9 protein-coding genes are annotated in these 17812 nt (G+C 54.5%); 3 read left to right on the forward strand and 6 right to left on the reverse strand.

What is annotated here, in order from left to right:
• Positions 1 to 4: 4 nt before the first annotated feature.
• From cas7e to cas3, 4 genes are all read right to left on the reverse strand, one after another.
• Positions 5 to 1144 (reverse strand): type I-E CRISPR-associated protein Cas7/Cse4/CasC, encoded by a 1140-nt coding sequence (cas7e, locus tag NXT00_RS08695; RefSeq protein WP_259080169.1) that lies wholly within the window; start codon positions 1142 to 1144, stop codon positions 5 to 7.
• 15 nt (positions 1145 to 1159) lie between these two features.
• Positions 1160 to 1741: a type I-E CRISPR-associated protein Cse2/CasB gene (gene casB, locus NXT00_RS08700; protein WP_259080171.1), complete on the reverse strand. Its 582-nt coding sequence runs from the start codon at positions 1739 to 1741 to the stop codon at positions 1160 to 1162.
• Positions 1741 to 3363: a type I-E CRISPR-associated protein Cse1/CasA gene (casA, locus tag NXT00_RS08705; protein ID WP_259158746.1), complete on the reverse strand. Its 1623-nt coding sequence runs from the start codon at positions 3361 to 3363 to the stop codon at positions 1741 to 1743. Before casA ends, casB begins: the two co-directional genes overlap by 1 nt.
• Before the next feature lie 78 nt (positions 3364 to 3441).
• The gene (cas3, locus tag NXT00_RS08710; protein ID WP_259158747.1) at positions 3442 to 6294 is read right to left on the reverse strand and encodes a CRISPR-associated helicase Cas3'; all 2853 of its coding nucleotides are present in this window, start codon (positions 6292 to 6294) and stop codon (positions 3442 to 3444) included.
• A gap of 586 nt (positions 6295 to 6880) precedes the next feature.
• Between cas3 and NXT00_RS08715 the strand changes: the two genes are divergently transcribed.
• Positions 6881 to 15931 (forward strand): type I polyketide synthase, encoded by a 9051-nt coding sequence (locus NXT00_RS08715; protein WP_259158749.1) that lies wholly within the window; start codon positions 6881 to 6883, stop codon positions 15929 to 15931.
• 2 nt (positions 15932 to 15933) lie between these two features.
• Positions 15934 to 16320 carry a holo-ACP synthase gene (locus NXT00_RS08720; protein ID WP_259080180.1) on the forward strand — a complete coding sequence of 129 codons (387 nt, stop codon included), beginning with the start codon at positions 15934 to 15936 and terminating at the stop codon, positions 16318 to 16320.
• Here NXT00_RS08720 and NXT00_RS08725 read toward each other — a convergent pair.
• Positions 16310 to 16960 (reverse strand): TetR/AcrR family transcriptional regulator, encoded by a 651-nt coding sequence (locus NXT00_RS08725; protein WP_259080182.1) that lies wholly within the window; start codon positions 16958 to 16960, stop codon positions 16310 to 16312. The two genes, NXT00_RS08720 and NXT00_RS08725, sit on opposite strands and share 11 nt — an antisense overlap.
• A complete protein-coding gene (gene bcp, locus NXT00_RS08730) occupies positions 16953 to 17423 on the reverse strand; it encodes a thioredoxin-dependent thiol peroxidase (protein ID WP_259080184.1) in 471 nt (156 codons plus the stop codon). The genes NXT00_RS08725 and bcp overlap by 8 nt, the downstream gene beginning before the upstream one ends.
• 113 nt (positions 17424 to 17536) lie before the next feature.
• Here bcp and NXT00_RS08735 point away from each other — a divergent pair, with 113 nt between their 5' ends.
• Positions 17537 to 17812 carry a DUF3618 domain-containing protein gene (locus NXT00_RS08735; protein WP_259080186.1) on the forward strand — a complete coding sequence of 92 codons (276 nt, stop codon included), beginning with the start codon at positions 17537 to 17539 and terminating at the stop codon, positions 17810 to 17812.

The raw sequence follows: 17812 nt of genomic DNA on the forward strand, positions 1-17812 counted from the left end.
GGTCTTAGCTCTGGTCTACGGTATCAAGAACAGCGGCCTCTACAAGCTGGACGATCTCAGGGAGCGTGTGAGCCTCGCCGAAATTTTCAAGGTGGGATCCCTTGGCCGCTGATCCGGTGGCCAAATAGAAGGAGTGGGTTTTCTCGGATCCATAGGCAGTATCGGAGGAAATTGCGTGCTCAGTGAGGCGATCAACGGCTTCCTTCATACGGTTAGATCGCGAGGTGATTGCGTCTTCGAAAGCATCGACAAAGTTGACCGGCTGATCGGCACGGAGTGAAACAGCGAAGAATTCGGGTCGGGTGCGATTGGCAAAAGTATTTTGCTTGCCCGTGGGCATTGACACGGCGAAGGAATCGCAGAAAGCTGCCACGGCACGAGCAGCAGCGGATACCGAGCCTAGAGTTTTGACGAGTTCAGGCACATTGATAGTGGCGTAGCGATACAAAGTAGAGGAATTGAATTCAATGGTCCCGATCATCCCAGCGCCAGCATTATCCTCTGGGGCGTTATCGTCTACAGCCGTGAAGTAGTCGAATTCGGCCTCAAGGGGATGGACTCCGATCGCATGTGCTACTTGGCAGCACGCGTCAGCGTTTAGATCAGGGGCATCGGCAATCATGCGGCCAAATAGGGCAACATCGATGGAGTGTTTATCTTCGACGGCCTTCTTGGCGTCCTTCTTTGTGATCTGCCCACCATTTTCGGTATGAGCTTTGATTGCTAAATCAGCTAGTGCTTCAATTTGCTTACGGGCAAGGAAAAGGAGGTACTGAGTGACTTGTCTCTCGGGAGCACCATCCTCGGTATCTTTCTTGCTCTTTTTAGCAGCTTGCAGCTTAATGCCAGCTGCTTTCAGTACATTTGCCGCAAGCTCTGCAGAGGTGTCCGCGAGTTCCGGGTTCTTCGCTGCGATATTGGCTGCAATACGGTCTACGGCTAGGAGAGTGCGTTCGCCGAGGTCGTCAATGTCGAGCTTAGATTCGAAATCCTTGCGGATAGCGCGCTTCCAGGCTTGTGACGATACTCGCGCGCGACGAGTGCCTCCGAAGAATGTGGATTTTGGAGCTCCCGAATCATCGCGGTTGATATTCGCGGGTCCAACGGCTTGGATAGCGTGGAAATCAATATAGAGGTGAGACATGAGAGGAAACCTTTCTTAGGATTCAGGATTGGTGAAGCGGTATATTTGGCGAGCCCAACCAAGTTGGACAGCTTTTCTACTGTCGGGAAATTGAAAGAGGTAGAGTTCCCGCGCTAGCCGGCCGTAGTCGAGCGGGATGTCTTTACTCCGTAGTAAAGACACCAGAGTACGAAGGTGGTAACTAGCTGCCTCTACAGTCTGCGCTTGGGTAGCGGATGTGAATCGGCGAAACAGTGAGCTTTCGAAAAGGTCAGCTTCGTTAGTTCGGGCAAGAGTACGCATCGCAGTGCCAAGCCCATTGTCCTTGACGTGCATTGGTCTGGTTTTAGACTGCATGTGGACTGCGAAGAGCGTCAGCGCAGTAAAGACGGCTTGCTCGGCTGCGGAGGGGTGCTGTCCCCGTCCAACGAGAGATTCTGGGAAATTTTCGGCGAGGACTGCCCACGTCTCTGGTGACTCTCCGACAGTCTTACTGGCAGACCTGCGCCATGAAGCCAAATCTGCCTTGGCACTAGGCGACCCTTCTAGGTACTTTTTCTGTAGGCGCTCAACAGTGCGGTAGACGAATGTTGAAACTTGATCAGCTTGAGTAGCCATTATTCTCCTTCCTTTGTAGGTAGTTGCTTAAAAATTTTGGATCTGAACCAAGCTTCGGACTGGCCAAGATTATAAATAGTGTCGTCTTTTTTGCGACCGCGCCAAGCATTCGGAGAGGCATGGGCCGCCAGGGTCCGTCCCTCTTCGAGAATGAGCGCGCGTAATTCGTCCGTCCAGCGCTGGAGTTGCTCCTCTGCGTGATGATGATCAATAGAGAGCTCGCTGAGCCAGGTGCGAAAGCGGGAGTCCACGAGTGAGAAGGCTACTAGCCGGGCAGAATCTCGAGCAATAGCAGGAGCATCCATGCTGTCAGTTTCGGAGCGTGCGATATTCGCAGCAAATTGTCCGAAGGTGCTAATAGTGTCCAAGGTTCTCATGACGGCGGTCTCGGCTATATCCCGAACTCCAGCACCCTCGACTGTGGTTATCAACGCTGGAAAAGTCAGCTTATCCTCAACGATGGTTGAAACTGATGCGGATTGGTTGCCATAAACAACACTTGCCACGGTCACGTTGAGGCTGAAATCGTCGGGGAGTGGACGGCCAATTCTTGCACCCAACTGGGTGACAGTTTCAGGAGGTTCGACCGAAGGGATCTGATCCTTTATGTTGAAATTCTCGATCACCTCGCGCCCAGTTGCCACCTGGGGGAGAAAGGACTGGAACCCACGCCATAATGCTTCTTCGGCGCTAAGTGCTTTGGGCATAAATACTGGGCGCTTGGCCTTTTGGGACTGTGGCCTGGAATAACGCCACGGAGTCATGGTCTCGTATTGTAGTTGGTTGAGATAATCTACTGGATCGCCGTTGGCTATCAGTACCGCGTCGATCGCTTCCCCGTTGTTTCGGAGCAGAATTCGACGCTGTGGCCATGTGATTAGTGAGAGTTGACCGTGGGCAACCGCTGTCGGGCGGGCAGCCGCTGAGAGAGGGGGCTCCTCCCAAATGGGCAGATCCTTAGATCGATCAACATCAGGTTGAGTGGCGTAATTGAGAAGCAAAGTTTCTTTTAACGTGTGACCTCTGATAATTGTGCCACCGAGCCACCCGGTCCAGCCGATTCCCATGGGGTAACCTTTGCCCCCTTTAACGCGAGAATCTCCTACAGCTCCGGACTTGATTCCAGAGTAATCGTAGGCATGAGCGTGGATGAGCCACAGTGCCGCCTCTGCGTAGCTGAGGGGTAGCTTGGAATCGCGTTGCTGGTAGAGCGAGCCCTCCCCAGGACTGTCTGTGATGAGTATATTAAGGTCTTTCCATTCGCCTTTTGCAGTGCGAAGATGAGGGGTCTGCAGGAAGGGTCTTTCAGGATCGAGAAGGTCAAATCGATTGTGTACCGAATTGAGGTATTCGTCGATTTCTTTGTTAGGTAAACCTCGGTTGAGCCATAGGTCTGACCAGTATTCTTCAGGGTCTTCATGCATAGGTTCGTCGACACTGCGTCGAAGAATAGCTAGACAGATGCGAAAGACCGCGAAGTGCATCGTGGGTAGCTCGCAGGAGATATCAATGATCTCATCGCCTAGCTGGAACAGTGAGCGCAGGCTGACTGAATCTACGGTGAGATCTTTCCTTAAAACCGGGATCCACTCTTCGTCGATTAGATTGAACTGTTGGTGCATAACGACCTCCTTTCTTTAGTTGTTTAATTCTAACTTAGCAATAAAAAAAGATTTTTTGCAAGGTCTTGTGAAATTTGATCAGATTTTTTCCACTGTCAGTCCATACTCGCGAGAATAAGCCACATGGTAGCCAGCAATATCAGCCTCTAAATCTGCATCAAGAGCTAGAAATAGTTGGTCACGTAGCCACTTGTTGCGCTTAAGCACTTCAACCTCTGTTGCAGTTAGGACGTCTTGCTCGAGAGCGTCTAACAGAGCGTCAGCAGTGGTTTCATCTTTTAGCACCCAGAAAGGTAAAGAGACGATGCTACGTGCTAAAACCTTCGATAATTGCTCATCGATCAGATGACCGAAGTTGATATATTCGTCCGCTCGTTCAGGAGCAAAATTAAGGGTTTTCAGCCCATGATCGTCGCGAACAACCACGATAACTTCGAGAGCATCCTCGATATCTCGCACCTGGGCACCACCCGCACGTTCCTCTCGCGCTTCCAGGGTGCCTCCCCTCTTTTGGAGCCATACCGGACTAGTATCGGGAGGGACTTGTAAATAGCTTTGTTGGGCGCGCGATATTTTTTGGTTGAGCTGAATCTGAGCCTTTTCTTCGGCCTGTAAAAATTCTGCGGCCCATGATTCTGGATAATAAGGATCGTCCGAGTATGCAGCGGCAACAAGAGAAGCCACGTCCCCAGGGGAGCGGAGGACAGGGCCATGTTTGAGTAGGACGGCGAGAGTGCGCAGTAATGGTGCTCTGCCATAAACCGCGGTGCTTCCTGGATCTAGTGTGGGAGCAAGCTGAGCGTCGGGGGCGGAGCATGCTGCTATATGTACACGTGGGCTGTGGTGGGCTACAGGGCGCTCGTGAGGAGCCCGCTTGTGGCGGTGGAGGCGCCCAACTCTCTGGAATATGAGGTCGATGGGGGCGATATCGCTAAATAGAACATCGAAATCGATATCCATTGATTGTTCAATGATCTGGGTAGACACCACGATCATATTGTGGGGGCGATCGGTTGAATCTGGCCCCAGTCTGTCCACGAGATCTTTCTCAATCCGGCGGCGCTCGTACCCTAGAAAGCGGGAGTGGAGCAGGATGAGTTCGGTCGAGTCCGAACAACGGTCTTTGAGAGCTCGGTATATTTTTTGGGCCCGGTTGACGGTATTGCACACCACTCCGATACAGCCACCGTGAGAGGATTCTTTGATCACCGACTCGATAAAATCTTGCGAATCAAGCTCCAAATAATCCAAGGTAAATTGACTGCTCCGGGAGCTCGGTTGGGTATCGCGCACGAGAAGACCTGTGGCTGTGACAGCACTAAGGAGCGGATAGCCTACGTGCTGATCGAAAGAGATAGCTGCCGCTTCTTTCGATTTCTTGCCGATGGCGATCATGCTACCGCTTCTGTAGGCCTCGAGAAGGTCTGAGCGCTGCTGCGGGGCGAGGGTCGCCGAAAGTGCGATTACAGGAATCCCCATGGCCCCCAACCACTCCAAGGTTCGTTTGAGGTAAACCGCCATATAGGCGTCCGCAGAGTGAATCTCATCAAGAATAACGACCTTATTACTCAAGCCTAGATGCCGAAGAGCAAGATGCTTGGTTCGTAGCGCTGCGAAAAGAATCTGGTCGATCGTCCCCACAGAGAAGTCCGCTAGGGCGCTGGTCTTACGCCCGGTAAACCACCAGTGAGGTCTGAAGTTACGATGGGTTTGAGAGTCTTCGTCGGAGATATCGTCGTCATAGATACCAGAGAAGTCTCCCCGAGCTTGATAAAAGATGGCCTGGTATTCATCGTTGAATTGGGCTTTGCCGTGGCTGAGCAAAGTTCCGGCCTGCATATCCGCAGGTAACCTTCTGTCAAGCCATGACATAAAGCGAGGTAGCATGGCATCGGAGGTCGCGCATGTGGGTAGTGCCGCAGTGATGCCGTTGAGGCCGAAACGCGAAGCCAGGATTTCTGCGGCTGCAAAGGCAGCCTCGGTTTTTCCTTCGCCTGTGGGGGCTTCAATGAGCATGAGGCAAGGGCTTGGAACCTCCCGCGCCATTCGCATAGCTTCTATCTGCACTGGCCTCGGACTTGCATTTTCGGGTAGGGAGAAACTGCTGCGAAAAAGATCCGCACTGTTCTGGTCGGGAGCTGGGGTCCAGTGTGGTGGGAAGCGGAGAGATTTAATAGCATCGCGCGCTCGATCACTACTTGAGCGCTGATCGATCAGCGGGAAGAAATCGGTGTTCGAAGAAATCCAGTCCGCCATAATGACGAATCCGCACAGTATCATCTGGGCAGGCGCTGGGAGGGGAGCCTGTGTGAGTGCAATAATGTCTCCATCGTCAAGACCTGCGGTTTTGGCGGCCCTATCCCAATACACAAACCGATCTGCCGCCCAGTGCTTGCGGGCTTCTCGAGATAGAGCGCGGTTTGTTCGTGGTTGAACTAGGTTGAAGGATGGGAAGGATCCGTGATGTCCAGCGACAATCGTCGCTAGGGATTCTCGTGCTTGCCTGTTTCCGTCCGGATTGCGCTGAGCCAGCCACGTTATAAGGCTCTCAGCGCTAAAGAGGCTATGGAAACTTTGGGCCCCTTCGGAGGGGTTAAGTTTTATGAACTCGCCACCGTGTGCTGCGATGCGTTCTTTGAGGCTATCTATTTTTCCCGCAAATGCCAGGCTATGTTTACCAATATCATGTCCTGCCGTAAGAAAGATGGCGAGCTTACGGGCGAGTTCGTCATTGTTAGAAAAGTGGGTACTGATCAAGTCTTGTGAGTGTTGAGGTAGCCAATGATCCCACAACTGGGCAGCTACGCAGGCGGCATCATCGAGATGCCTGGTGAGCGGCATCGATTCACCGGATTGATGGTCGAATTTTGCCCACGCGCCCTTATGGATAGCTATATCTAGTGGCGGTTGGATAAATGGGGGTGTGGTCATGATGTCCTTAGGATATGAGGAAAGCTTGTGATGTATTTCCATTATTCTCGATGAGTGGACAGCGGGGGTACCACGATCGCCCATATATTCGAAAAAGCCCCCAAAACCTACACGTAGGCTGGGGGCTATCCCCGCTCGTGCGGGGATTAGTGTGATCTCTTTATCGCTAAGGGATCATTCCGAAGAACCCTCGGAATATCTGTTTATTCTACGGATCTTACCCACCGAAGGTAAACACACTGCAGGTAGTGGGACGCAAAGCTAAGTCTCGTTAAATGATTAGGGTCTTATTTACTGAAGTGGGAAGCTGCTGTTGCGCACAAATATGCTGCTGATCGTTATTTTTATGACGCTTCCAGCGTGGGATCGTGGGGTTAATTGCAGCGCTGTACTAAAAATTTTTCCGAAAATATGACGCTTCCCTCATGTTTTGTGGCATAGTATTGGGGACAAAATAATCCTGTCGACGAACGACTCCTAAGCGCGCCATTTTTTCTACATAATGCATCTAGACTTAAGCAAAGGTGCCTCGGGTGACCCGACATCGCCAGGCTTTCCCGCATCAATTTGAGGAGAACTTCTCATCGTGACCTCGCACATTAACCACCACGGCATCGAGTATTCGACGTCTCGCCTAACCGAGCGCTTTCAAACTGAACCCTTTGCGCTGGTATTCTCCGGCCAAGGCCTCGATTGGCTCGATACTTTTAAGGATGCTGTAGCCCACGGGGCTGGTCGAACTCTTGAACCCGTTATGAGCCGTGCTGAGGAACTTCTCCAACCAGTGCGTTCCCTTATGGCGGGTACAAATCCCTTCGGATTCGACCCCATAGCGTGGAGCGAAGCGGAGTCTGTGAGCTTCGATCTGGCACACCCCGCGCTCAGCGTGCCTGGCATTTTTCTTGCTCAGTTAGCGGTTTTAGATCTCCTCGAAGCCCAAGGGCTCAACGTAGAAAATGCAGCCGCGCACTTAGGTCATTCTCAAGGTGTTCTCGGGGTATATGCCTTAAAGGATCTCTCCGAGGCAGCGGAGATCCTTGCGATCGCCCGCTTAGTGGGGGCGGCTGTCACCCGTCACAGTGCCCATACCGGCCTTATCTCCGAGGGAGAACAAGGCCCAATGCTTGCCATTTCAGGAGTGAACCACGCGCAGTTGTCTCAGATCATAGACCAGAGCTGCCACGATATCCCACTGCATGAGCGGCCTCATATCGGGTTGAAAAATTCCCGCGATTCCTTCGTGCTCGTCGGACGCCCCGAGGATAATCAGCGAGTCAGGAACGCTATTATTCAAGAGGCTCAGGCCCAGGCGCAGGCCCGCGACAATAAGGAAACTGGCGGCGCTGTTTTGCAGCCGCAGATCACCGTGCTGCCGATTCTTGCCGGTTTTCACCATCCGCTTTTAGCCCCAGGTGTGGAGGACGTTGCCCAGTGGGCTGCACTTTGTGGCCTCGATGCGCAACGCGCCCGGGACATCGCGAGGCAGATTATGGTCGATCCTATTGATTGGCCCCATGTGGTGCTTGCTGCCTATGACCAGGGTGCGCGTTGGTTTCTCGATATCGGCCCCGATAGCGGCATGGTGCCCATGACCGAGAAAATCCTCGAAGGATTGTCGGCGCGCAGTTTCGCGGTTGCGCCTGTTCACGGTCAAGCTTTACTTTTTGATGCCGGTGCCGATATTCACCTCCCGCAGCCTTATTCCGACTTCGCCCCGCAGCTTGTCGAGCGCAATGGCACGCTGTGTGTGTCCACTAAATTTACTCGTCTTACGGGCTATTCACCCACCCTTCTAGCTGGAATGACACCGACAACAGTAGATCCAGAGATCGTGGCAGCCGCAGCAAATGCGGGTCACTGGGCGGAATGGGCTGGTGGTGGTCAGGTGACCGAGGAGATCTTTGCAAGCAATTTAGCTAAGCTCACAGAGCTCCTAGAGCCTGGGATCAACGCACAATTTAATGCTATGTTCTTGGATCCGAAGCTGTGGCGACTCCATGTGGCAGGTAAGGGGCTCCTTCTCAAGGCCCGTGCCGCCGGCGCTCCGCTCGATGGCATTACCATCTCCGCTGGAATACCAGAACCAGATGAGGCGGTGGAGGTGATCGCACAACTGCGTGCGGCAGGCTTGCCGTGGATTTCCTTCAAGCCAGGAGCCGTCAGGCATATACGCAAGATCCTCCAGATTGCTCGGATGGTCCCGGACACCGATATCATCATGCAAATTGAAGGAGGTAAAGCAGGCGGACACCACTCGTGGGAAGACCTCGATGATTTGCTCATGACAACCTATGCTGAGATCCGCCAGACTCCTAATATCACCCTCTGTGTAGGTGGCGGCATTGGTACTCCGGAACGCGCCGCGGAATACCTGACCGGCTCGTGGGCACGCGCTTATGATCTTCCCCTTATGCCTGTCGACGGTATTCTCATCGGTACCGCTGCGATGGCCACCTTAGAGGCTAAAACCAGCCAAGCGGTCAAGGAACTATTGGTGGCAACCCCTGGTATTTCAGGCTGGGTGGGGGCAGGCGACGCCCGGGACGGTATGGCCTCAGGTCGCTCGCAACTAGGTGCTGATATCCACGAAATTGATAATTCCTTCGCCCGCACCGCCAGGTTGCTCGACGAAGTCGCTGGTAATGAAGAGCTCTGCCAGGAGCGTCGTGAAGAAATTATCGCCGCACTCAACCGAACAGCAAAACCCTATTTCGGCGATGTGGAAGACATGACCTATGCGGCGTGGCTTAATCGATATTGTGATCTATCGGGGCCCTATCAGGGGCGCTGGGTTGACCACACATGGTTTAGCCGTTTCGCGCAGATGCTCAGTCGCACCGAGGCCAGACTCAGCCCCGTCGAGCATGGGGAATTCACCCCAACGATTACTGCAGACGCGGACCAAGACCCGCGAGAACTCATTGAACAACTGCTGAGCACCTACCCAATCGCCACCACCGAACTGCTGCATCCTGCGGACTGTGCATGGTTCTTTGACCTATGCGCTGGGCGCGGAAAGCCAGTAAATTTCGTTCCGCGCATTGACGCGGAGGTGCGACGCTGGTGGCGTTCGGATTCGCTCTGGCAAGCCCAGGATGAACGATACCCAGCCGACCAAGTAGCCATCATTCCAGGTATTAGCGCTGTAGCTGGGATCACCGCACTCAATGAGCCCGTTGCCCGTCTACTTGCCCGCTTTAATGCCACCACCATCGATCAGCTCCAAGCAGCAGGTGTTGCCGCCCAGCCGGATAATACCTGTGTGGTTGAGAAGGTACTGCGAAGCCCTGGTATTTTCTGGGCAGGGCACCACCATATTTCCCTCATCGAGCGCCTTGGCAACCGCGACCAGTGGGTGATGGGAGCAGATAGCGCTTACCACGAACCCTCCGGCGCCCACCTCGTGGCACTCGATCCTGAGCTTGCTCACCTGCGGATCCCCCTGGACACCAGCGGTACGCTGCGCCAAGAACTCGCCATTCGGATCACCGTTCCTAAAAACGCACCAGCGAGCAGCCTTCCCATAGTGGAATATGCTGACGCCGAAGCGGCTATGGAGCACCTCGCCAAGATTGCCTCCGGTGGGTTGTGGGGCGAGAAGATCGGCGAGACCTACCACCACCACGCACGCCTGAGTGCCCTAGACTGTACTGACTACCTCACCATCACCGCAGGGCATATCCGATCGCAGGTGAAATCGGGGGATATCCCAGGCACCATCAGTGGTACCCATCTTAATCCCGATATCCTAGTCGGCCCCGCATGGCCAGCTATTTTCCGGGCTTTGAGTGAAGCTAAAGTCCCAGATCATCCCTTATGGCGGGCAGTCGAGGGGCTGCTCAACCTCGTTCACCTCGACCACCATATTGAACTGCACAGAGAGTTAGTTCCCCCTACTGCAGGAGAGCACGTAGACCTCGATATATCGGCCACAATCCTCTCTGTGTCTGACACCACCAGTGGGCGCGTGATTGAAGTGCGCGCTGAGATTACTGAGCAGGGGCGCATACTTGCGACTCTGAGGGAACGCTTTGCAATTCAGGGCCGCACAGGTTCGCAGCCCCTGAGCCTCTCGCAGCCGGCTTTCCACCCCACCCCCTCTTCCTTCAGGGCCCATGCCCGTATTGTCGCTCCGCACTCTATGGAAGCTTTCGCAAAGGTGACTGGGGACCATAACCCGATCCACCTAAGTGATACCGCCGCCAAGCTCGCAGGCCTTCATAAGGGCGTCATCGTCCACGGTATGTGGACCTCAGCGATTGCGCAGCACATAGCGAGCGCGCAATTTACCGAAGGAAGTATTTCTACGCCCGCAGCAGAGATCCTGGACTACCAGGTCTTTATGCAAAGCCCCCTCCTCCCCGGTGAAACCGTAGACTTCACCGTTGTACGCATCGGGGTCGATGAACGCGACGGTTATGGGGAAGTGCGAGAAATTACCGCCAGCGTTAACGATCGCCCCGTGCTCAAAGCTACGGCCACGATGAAGTCGCCGAGCACCTTCTATGCTTTTCCCGGCCAAGGCATCCAGAGCGTTGGTATGGGCATGGTTCAACGGCAAAAATCGGCAGCAGCCCGTCGCATCTGGGATCGCGCGGACCATCATACGCGCACCCAATTAGGGTTCTCGATTCTAGAAATTGTGCGCAATAACCCCCCTGCCATATCAGTGGGTAACGAGGTATTCACCCACCCTGAGGGCGTTCTCTATCTCACGCAGTTCACCCAGGTTGCTATGGCTTGTTTAGCAGTAGCGCAGATCGCAGAGTTGGACGAGGCGCACACCTTAGAAAATAACGCCTATTTTGCTGGGCACTCGGTTGGGGAATACACTGCGCTCGCTGCCTATTCCCATGTCATTACCCTCGAGAATGTTGTCGAGATTGTATATCAACGAGGCCTCACCATGCACCGCCTGGTGGAAAGAGACGAAAAAGGTAATTCCCAGTACGGATTAGCGGCTTTACGGCCTCATAAGATGGGGTTGAGTGAAGAAACGGTCTTTGACTATATCTCCACCCTGTCGCAGTCGTCAGGTGAGTTTCTTGAGATCGTGAACTACAACCTCGCTGGTAAACAATATGCCGTCGCCGGCACCATGAAGGGCTTGCATATCCTGGCAGCGGATGCGGAGCAAAAGGCCCCAGGCCAGCGGGCTCTAATTATCATCCCGGGCATTGATGTCCCCTTCCACTCCACGCATCTTCTCAACGGGGTAGCTGATTTCCGTGAGCATTTAGAGAGCCTCCTGCCTGAGGTGATTAATACTGAGGTGTTGGTAGGCAAATATATTCCCAACCTCGTTGCCCGTCCCTTTGAACTCACTCAAGAATTTGTGGGCGCCATATTAGATGTGGTGGATGCTCCAATTTTGCACACTGTCCTAGAACAGTGGGAGGATCGCATACACAATCCTGGGGCCTTAGCGCGCACCATTCTGGTGGAGCTCTTGGCCTGGCAATTCGCCTCTCCGGTGCGTTGGATTGAAACCCAAGATCTCATTCTGCGCCCCAAAAAGGCCCACGGCCTAGGCATCCAGCGGTTCATCGAAGTTGGAGTTGGCCATGCGCCCACCCTGGCTAATCTCATGGCGCAAACCGCAGCGATGGATAAATATCAGCCCACACACGTTGATATCCTCAACGTCGAACGTGACGCGGCGCAGGTTTTTGCCCGGGAAGAATACCCCGCACCAGCCATATTTACCGATGCTTCAGTAGAGGACAAACCAGAGACAGAAGCACCACAGCCTGCTGTCATCCCCGCGCCGCAAGCAGCCATCCCGGCGCATTCCACGCAGCCGCGCCCTGAGGATTTGAATTTCGGTGCCGCAGAAGCAACGAGAACGCTCATTGCCTTATGGGCTAAGGTCCGCCCCGATCAAATGGCAGCAACCGATACCATCGAGCAACTCGTTGAGGGTGTCTCCTCGCGCCGTAACCAGCTTCTTCTCGATCTCGGCCTGGAGTGCAACTTAGGTTCCATTGATGGGGCCGCAGACTCAGAGCTCAGTGACCTCTATGCCACCACAACGAGACTGAGCAAGAATTACCAGCCCTTCGGTCCAGTGCTCTCAACCGCGATCGAGGATGCCCTCAGGCGGCTGACCGGTCCCGCATCCCAGCGTCCAAGCTATATATCCGAGCGGATTACCAAAGTCTGGGAGCTGGGGCCAGGGTGGGTTTACCACGCCACCGCCGCCTTAGTACTAGGCGCCCGCGACGGTTCATCTATACGCGGCGGAGATCTAGCCACTCTTAAGCCCAGCTCGCCCAATTCCAGCAGCGAACTCGATCAGCTTATCGACGCTGCCGTGCAATCAGTGGCCACAGATCACGGCCTCACCGTGAGCATTGCACAATCGGATAATACCGCTGGGGCAGGAGTTAACCAGGAAGCAGTGCGAGAATTCACCGAGAGTATCACCGGAGATTCCGGGGTACTCGCCGCCACTGCACGCACTATCTTGACGCATCTGGGTCTAGAGGATCATTCCCACAGAGTCGACCTTTCAGCAGACGCGACTGATCAAGAGCTTTTCGATCTAGTAGCCAGCGAGCTAGGCTCGGATTGGCCGCGCACGGTGGCTCCCCGCTTTGATCCTGCCACCGCCGTGCTCATCGACGACCGCTGGGCATCAGCTCGCGAAGATATAAGCCGCGTTCATTTGGGTCATATATCAGCCGAAGACCTCGATCTTCGGGGCGCCGGCGAGAGCGTTGCGCAGCAAGCCGAATATTTCGGCCTCGATGAGCTCGCTGCTCAAGCGCGCGATATGCGACCCCTACAGTGGGAAACCGACATTGCCGTGGTCACTGGTGCCTCCCCGCAATCAATAGCCGCGCGTGTGCTGGAAGGCCTCTTGCACCACGGGGCCACAGTTATCGCGACGACCTCCTCGCTCGATCACCAGCGCTTGGAGTTTTACAAAGAGTTGTATGCGCGCTCCGCGCGGGGGAGTGCGGCGTTGTGGGTAGTGCCAGCCAACTTGAGTAGTTTCAGCGATATCGACCAATTATCAGAATGGATCGCTACTCAGCGTACCGCCCAAGTCAACGGCGAAACGAAGGTAATCAAACCAGCCTATAAGCCCACCGTGCTCTTCCCCTTCGCTGCCCCGCGGGTGAGCGGAACCGTAGCAGACGCAGGCCCCGAAGCGGAGAAGCAAATGCGTCTCTTATTATGGTCCGTCGAGCGACTGATAGCCACGCTATCGCGCATTGGGATTGACACCCATATCGGTCAGCGCATGCACATCGTGCTGCCAGGATCGCCCAACCGCGGCATCTTCGGAGCTGATGGTGCCTACGGAGAAGCCAAGGCAGCTCTCGATGCACTGGTGAACCGGTGGGTAGTGGAAGATAACTGGAAAAATCACACTTCCCTCGCTCATGTCCTTATTGGCTGGGTACGCGGAACTGGGCTCATGGCACACAACGATCCACTGGTCAGCGAGGTGGAGCGCGCCGGGGTTAGCACATTTAGCACCACCGAAATCGCGTCCATTCTCCTCGACGCGATCAGTACACCAATCCGAGATAAAGCCTGCCACGCTCCCCAAATCATCGACGCGACTGGAGGTTTGAGCGATGCTAACCTGGATCTCGCAGCTCTGGCGCGCGCTCAGCAACGCGAGGACAAGCAGGAGATAAGTGATACGCCCTCCACGATCAAGGCGCTGCCTAGCCCCTATCGACCACTGGGAGCAATCCATCCCGACTTCACCAACCAAGTGAGCCAGAATCTTGATGAGATGGTTGTCATTGTGGGTGCGGGTGAATTAGGGCCCTTGGGCAGTTCCCGAACGCGTTTCGACGCTGAAATTTCCGGTGATCTCTCCGCTGCAGGAGTCGTCGAACTAGCGTGGTCACTCGGACTCATCCATTGGGATCACGGCTGGCTTGACCAGGATGATCACGAGGTTGATGAGGCTGAGATCTACGAGCGTTATCACGACGAAGTCCTCGCACGCATTGGCATTCGTCGCTTCTACGACGATTTCGGAATGGTGGATAACCTCGCCCCCGAGCTCACCACCATCCACCTTGACTCCGATGTGAGTTTCCACGTTGCCGATGCTGCTACAGCTAAAACCTACGTTGACTCAGCGCCAGAGACGACCAGTGCAGAATGTGATCCTGAAACAGGGGAGTGGCGCGTTGTTCGCCACTCCGGATCGCCTATCTACGTGCCGCGGCGTATGGCGATGTCACGCTTCGTGGGCGGCCAAATCCCTGAAGGCTTTGATCCTGCCACCTACGGTATCCCCGCAGATATGATCGATAACCTCGATCGCGTGGCGGTGTGGAATCTCGTTGCCACCATTGATGCCTTCTTATCATCTGGATTTAGCCCAGCAGAGCTCCTCGGATCCCTCCACCCAGCTCGAGTCTCTTCCACCCAGGGAACGGGATTGGGCGGAATGCAGGCAATGCGCTCACTCTATATTGATGGGCTGCTAGCACAACCCCGAGCCAACGATATTTTGCAAGAGGCACTGCCCAATGTGATGGCCGCGCATGTGATGCAGGGATATGTTGGCGGATATGGGCAGATGATCCACCCCGTTGCGGCCTGCGCCACGGCAGCTGTTTCGGTGGAAGAGGGCGTGGACAAGATCAAACTCGGCAAGAGTGATTTCGTTGTTGCCGGCGGATATGATGATCTCTCGATTGAAGGCATCACCGGTTTCGGGGATATGGCAGCCACCGCCAATAGCAAACACATGGTGGCTCAAGGTATAGAAGAGCGTTTCTTCTCCCGAGCTAATGATCGTCGCCGTGGGGGATTCGTGGAATCCGCAGGAGGCGGCACCATCCTTCTTGCTCGTGCTAGCTTGGCCTATGAGATGGGCCTGCCGGTTCTCGGTGTTGTAGGCTTCGCAGAATCCTTCGCCGATGGTGCTCATACCTCCATCCCCGCTCCAGGACTGGGAGCGCTAGGTGCCGCCCGAGGTTCACAGGAATCTCGTCTGGTTACACAGCTTGCCGCAGTGGGAGTGAGTGCAGACGATATCCGCATTATTTCCAAGCACGATACATCCACCCACGCCAATGATCCGAATGAGTCCGATCTGCATGAAAAAATCGCTCATGCCATCGGCCGCAGTCCAGGCAATCCCCTCTACGTGATCTCGCAGAAGAGTCTCACCGGGCACGCTAAAGGTGGAGCCGCTGCATTCCAAATTATAGGGCTCACCCAGACGCTGCGCACGGGCATCATTCCGGCCAACCGCAGTCTCGACTGCGTAGATCCGGTCCTGCGCCAGCATCAACACCTAGTATGGTTGCGCTCTCCTCTTGATCTCAGCGAGCAGCCTGCTAAGGCAGGACTTGTGACCTCGCTCGGATTCGGGCACGTCTCGGCACTGATCGCTATTGTCCACCCCGCAGCCTTCGTGGAAGCGGTGCGACGACAGTATGGTGAAGATCGAGCAGAGCACTGGCAAGAAATATCCGAGGAACGAGAGATAATGGGCTTACGCCGGATACTCAATGCGATGCACGGAGGCAAGAAGCTCTACGAGAGGCCAGTTGACCGCAATCTAGGCGCCACCGGAGAGCACGCTAAACAGCGTGAGGCAGCGGTTTTGCTGAGTCCAACGGCGCGTCTTGTTAATGGAATTTTGGAGGTCTAGAAATGGGTAGCGGGTTTATTGGAATCGATATGGTGCACATTCCGGGCTTTTCGGAACAGCTGCACACAGTCGGTTCGCAGTTTTCCCGCAGCTTTTCACCGAGGGAATTACGTATTGCCTCCACCAAACCACTACGAGACGCCCATCTGGCGGGGCGGTATGCGGTGAAAGAAGCTTTTATCAAAGCGTGGTCGCAGTCGAATTATGGGCAACCCCCCACCATCGATTCCCTCGACTTCTCAGATATCGAAGTTGTTGTCGATGTTTGGGGGCGGCCTCGTCTCGAGCTGCAAGGCCGAGTCGCTGAGGTTTTCCCCTCTAGTGATATCCAAATCAGTATCAGCCACGATGGAGATTATGCGACGGCAATATGTCTCATTAACTTGTAGCAACCGCAAAGAGGTAGGCCACCGCCATGCGCTTAATCTCCCCTACAGTGCGATCAAAATCGGCTTCGGACACGTGGGGATCGTGGACCGCATAGTTGAGCAGCGATACCAACATATGCATGAGCAGCGCGGCAATGACGTGGCGTTCCTCAGCGGTGGCTGTGGGAGCCAAGGGCTTTAATACGGTTGCTAAAATATCCAAGATGGGCCGCTCCGTTTCAGCTGCGGTCGCACGCGTGGCTGGTGTGGATTGCACGGCGTGCCAAACGGCACGCCGAGAGGGGTCGGCGCGCCATAAATCTGCGAGGTGACCGATGAGCTCATTGAGGATATCGGGCCACTGCAAAGCGGGAATTTGTTCGGCAAATTTCTTTAATTCCACCACGCTTTTGGCGGTATCTTCTCGATCTAATTCGCAGATGAGGACATATTTGTTGGCAAAGAATTGATAGAGCGTACCAATGGGGACCTCGGCGCGCCGGGCAACTTCGTCAAAGGTAAAGGACTCGAAGCCGTATTCCACCAGAACAGTTCGTGCTACCTCCAAAATTCGAGAATATCGCTCCTTGGAGCGTTGCTGAGCCGGCCTTCGTCTAGGCTGCAGGATAGGGCCAGTGGGTGCGGGGGAGGAATCATTCATTGCGTAATTCCTTGAGTACTCGGGCGGCGTGTCCTTTAGCCCGCACATTGTACATGGCCTTTTCAATACGACGATCAGGCCCGATGATCAGGGTGGACCTGATCACGCCTTCGACGATTTTCCCGTAATTATTTTTCTCCCCATAAGCCCCGTATTGGCGCATCACCGTGGTGCTGGGATCCGAGAGGAGAGGGAAGTTGAGATTGTGGGAGGCTTTGAAAGAGCGCAGCTTATCAATGGAATCGGGAGAGACGCCCACCACAACGACGTCATCGAGATCAGCGACGAGATCGCGAAAATCTGTTGCCTCCACTGTGCATCCTGGAGTATCGGCTTTGGGGTAGAAGTAGAGGACCACCCGTAACCCCACAAAGTCCGACAGGCTGATCGTGACGCCTTCGTCGCTGGGGAGGGAAAAATCAGGAGCGAGGTCGCCTTCATTCAAACGGTTGTGGGTATCCATAGTTTTTAAGTTTACCTACTTCTCTGCAAAGCGAATAAGCTTAAAGCACGATATAGTGAGAATATAGTTATTAAATAGCAATAACCCCGATCAACGAGGAGTTTAGAAAAACCGTGGCTCGAAATATTGATGATATCCAGCGGGAAATCGAGCGTAGCCGGCGCCAGCTTGCCGCTACTCTTGACGAAATCGCCAACCGCACCAAGCCCGCCCACTTGGTCGAAGATGCAAAGCAGTCCCTGAGCGCGCGCCTCAATGATCCGCAAGTACAAAAAGTTCTCGGCGTTGCCGGTGCAGTTGTGTGCGGCATCGTCGTTGTGAGCTTTGTTGCAAAACGCCGGCGGAAAGCAGAAATTCGCGAGCTCAAGGAACTCCTTGCCACCCGCTAA

This window comes from Corynebacterium sp. ES2715-CONJ3 (genome assembly GCF_024814365.1).
In the GTDB taxonomy this organism is placed as follows: Bacteria; Actinomycetota; Actinomycetes; order Mycobacteriales; family Mycobacteriaceae; genus Corynebacterium.

Excerpts from the sequence above, each read along its gene's own strand:
- casA (WP_259158746.1), bottom strand. The coding sequence starts at position 3,363 with ATGCACCAACAGTTCAATCTAATCGACGAAGAGTGGATCCCGGTTTTA.
- cas7e (WP_259080169.1), bottom strand. The coding sequence starts at position 1,144 with ATGTCTCACCTCTATATTGATTTCCACGCTATCCAAGCCGTTGGACCC.
- cas3 (WP_259158747.1), bottom strand. The coding sequence starts at position 6,294 with ATGACCACACCCCCATTTATCCAACCGCCACTAGATATAGCTATCCAT.
- NXT00_RS08725 (WP_259080182.1), bottom strand. The coding sequence starts at position 16,960 with ATGAATGATTCCTCCCCCGCACCCACTGGCCCTATCCTGCAGCCTAGA.
- casB (WP_259080171.1), bottom strand. The coding sequence starts at position 1,741 with ATGGCTACTCAAGCTGATCAAGTTTCAACATTCGTCTACCGCACTGTT.
- bcp (WP_259080184.1), bottom strand. The coding sequence starts at position 17,423 with ATGGATACCCACAACCGTTTGAATGAAGGCGACCTCGCTCCTGATTTT.
- NXT00_RS08720 (WP_259080180.1), top strand. The coding sequence starts at position 15,934 with ATGGGTAGCGGGTTTATTGGAATCGATATGGTGCACATTCCGGGCTTT.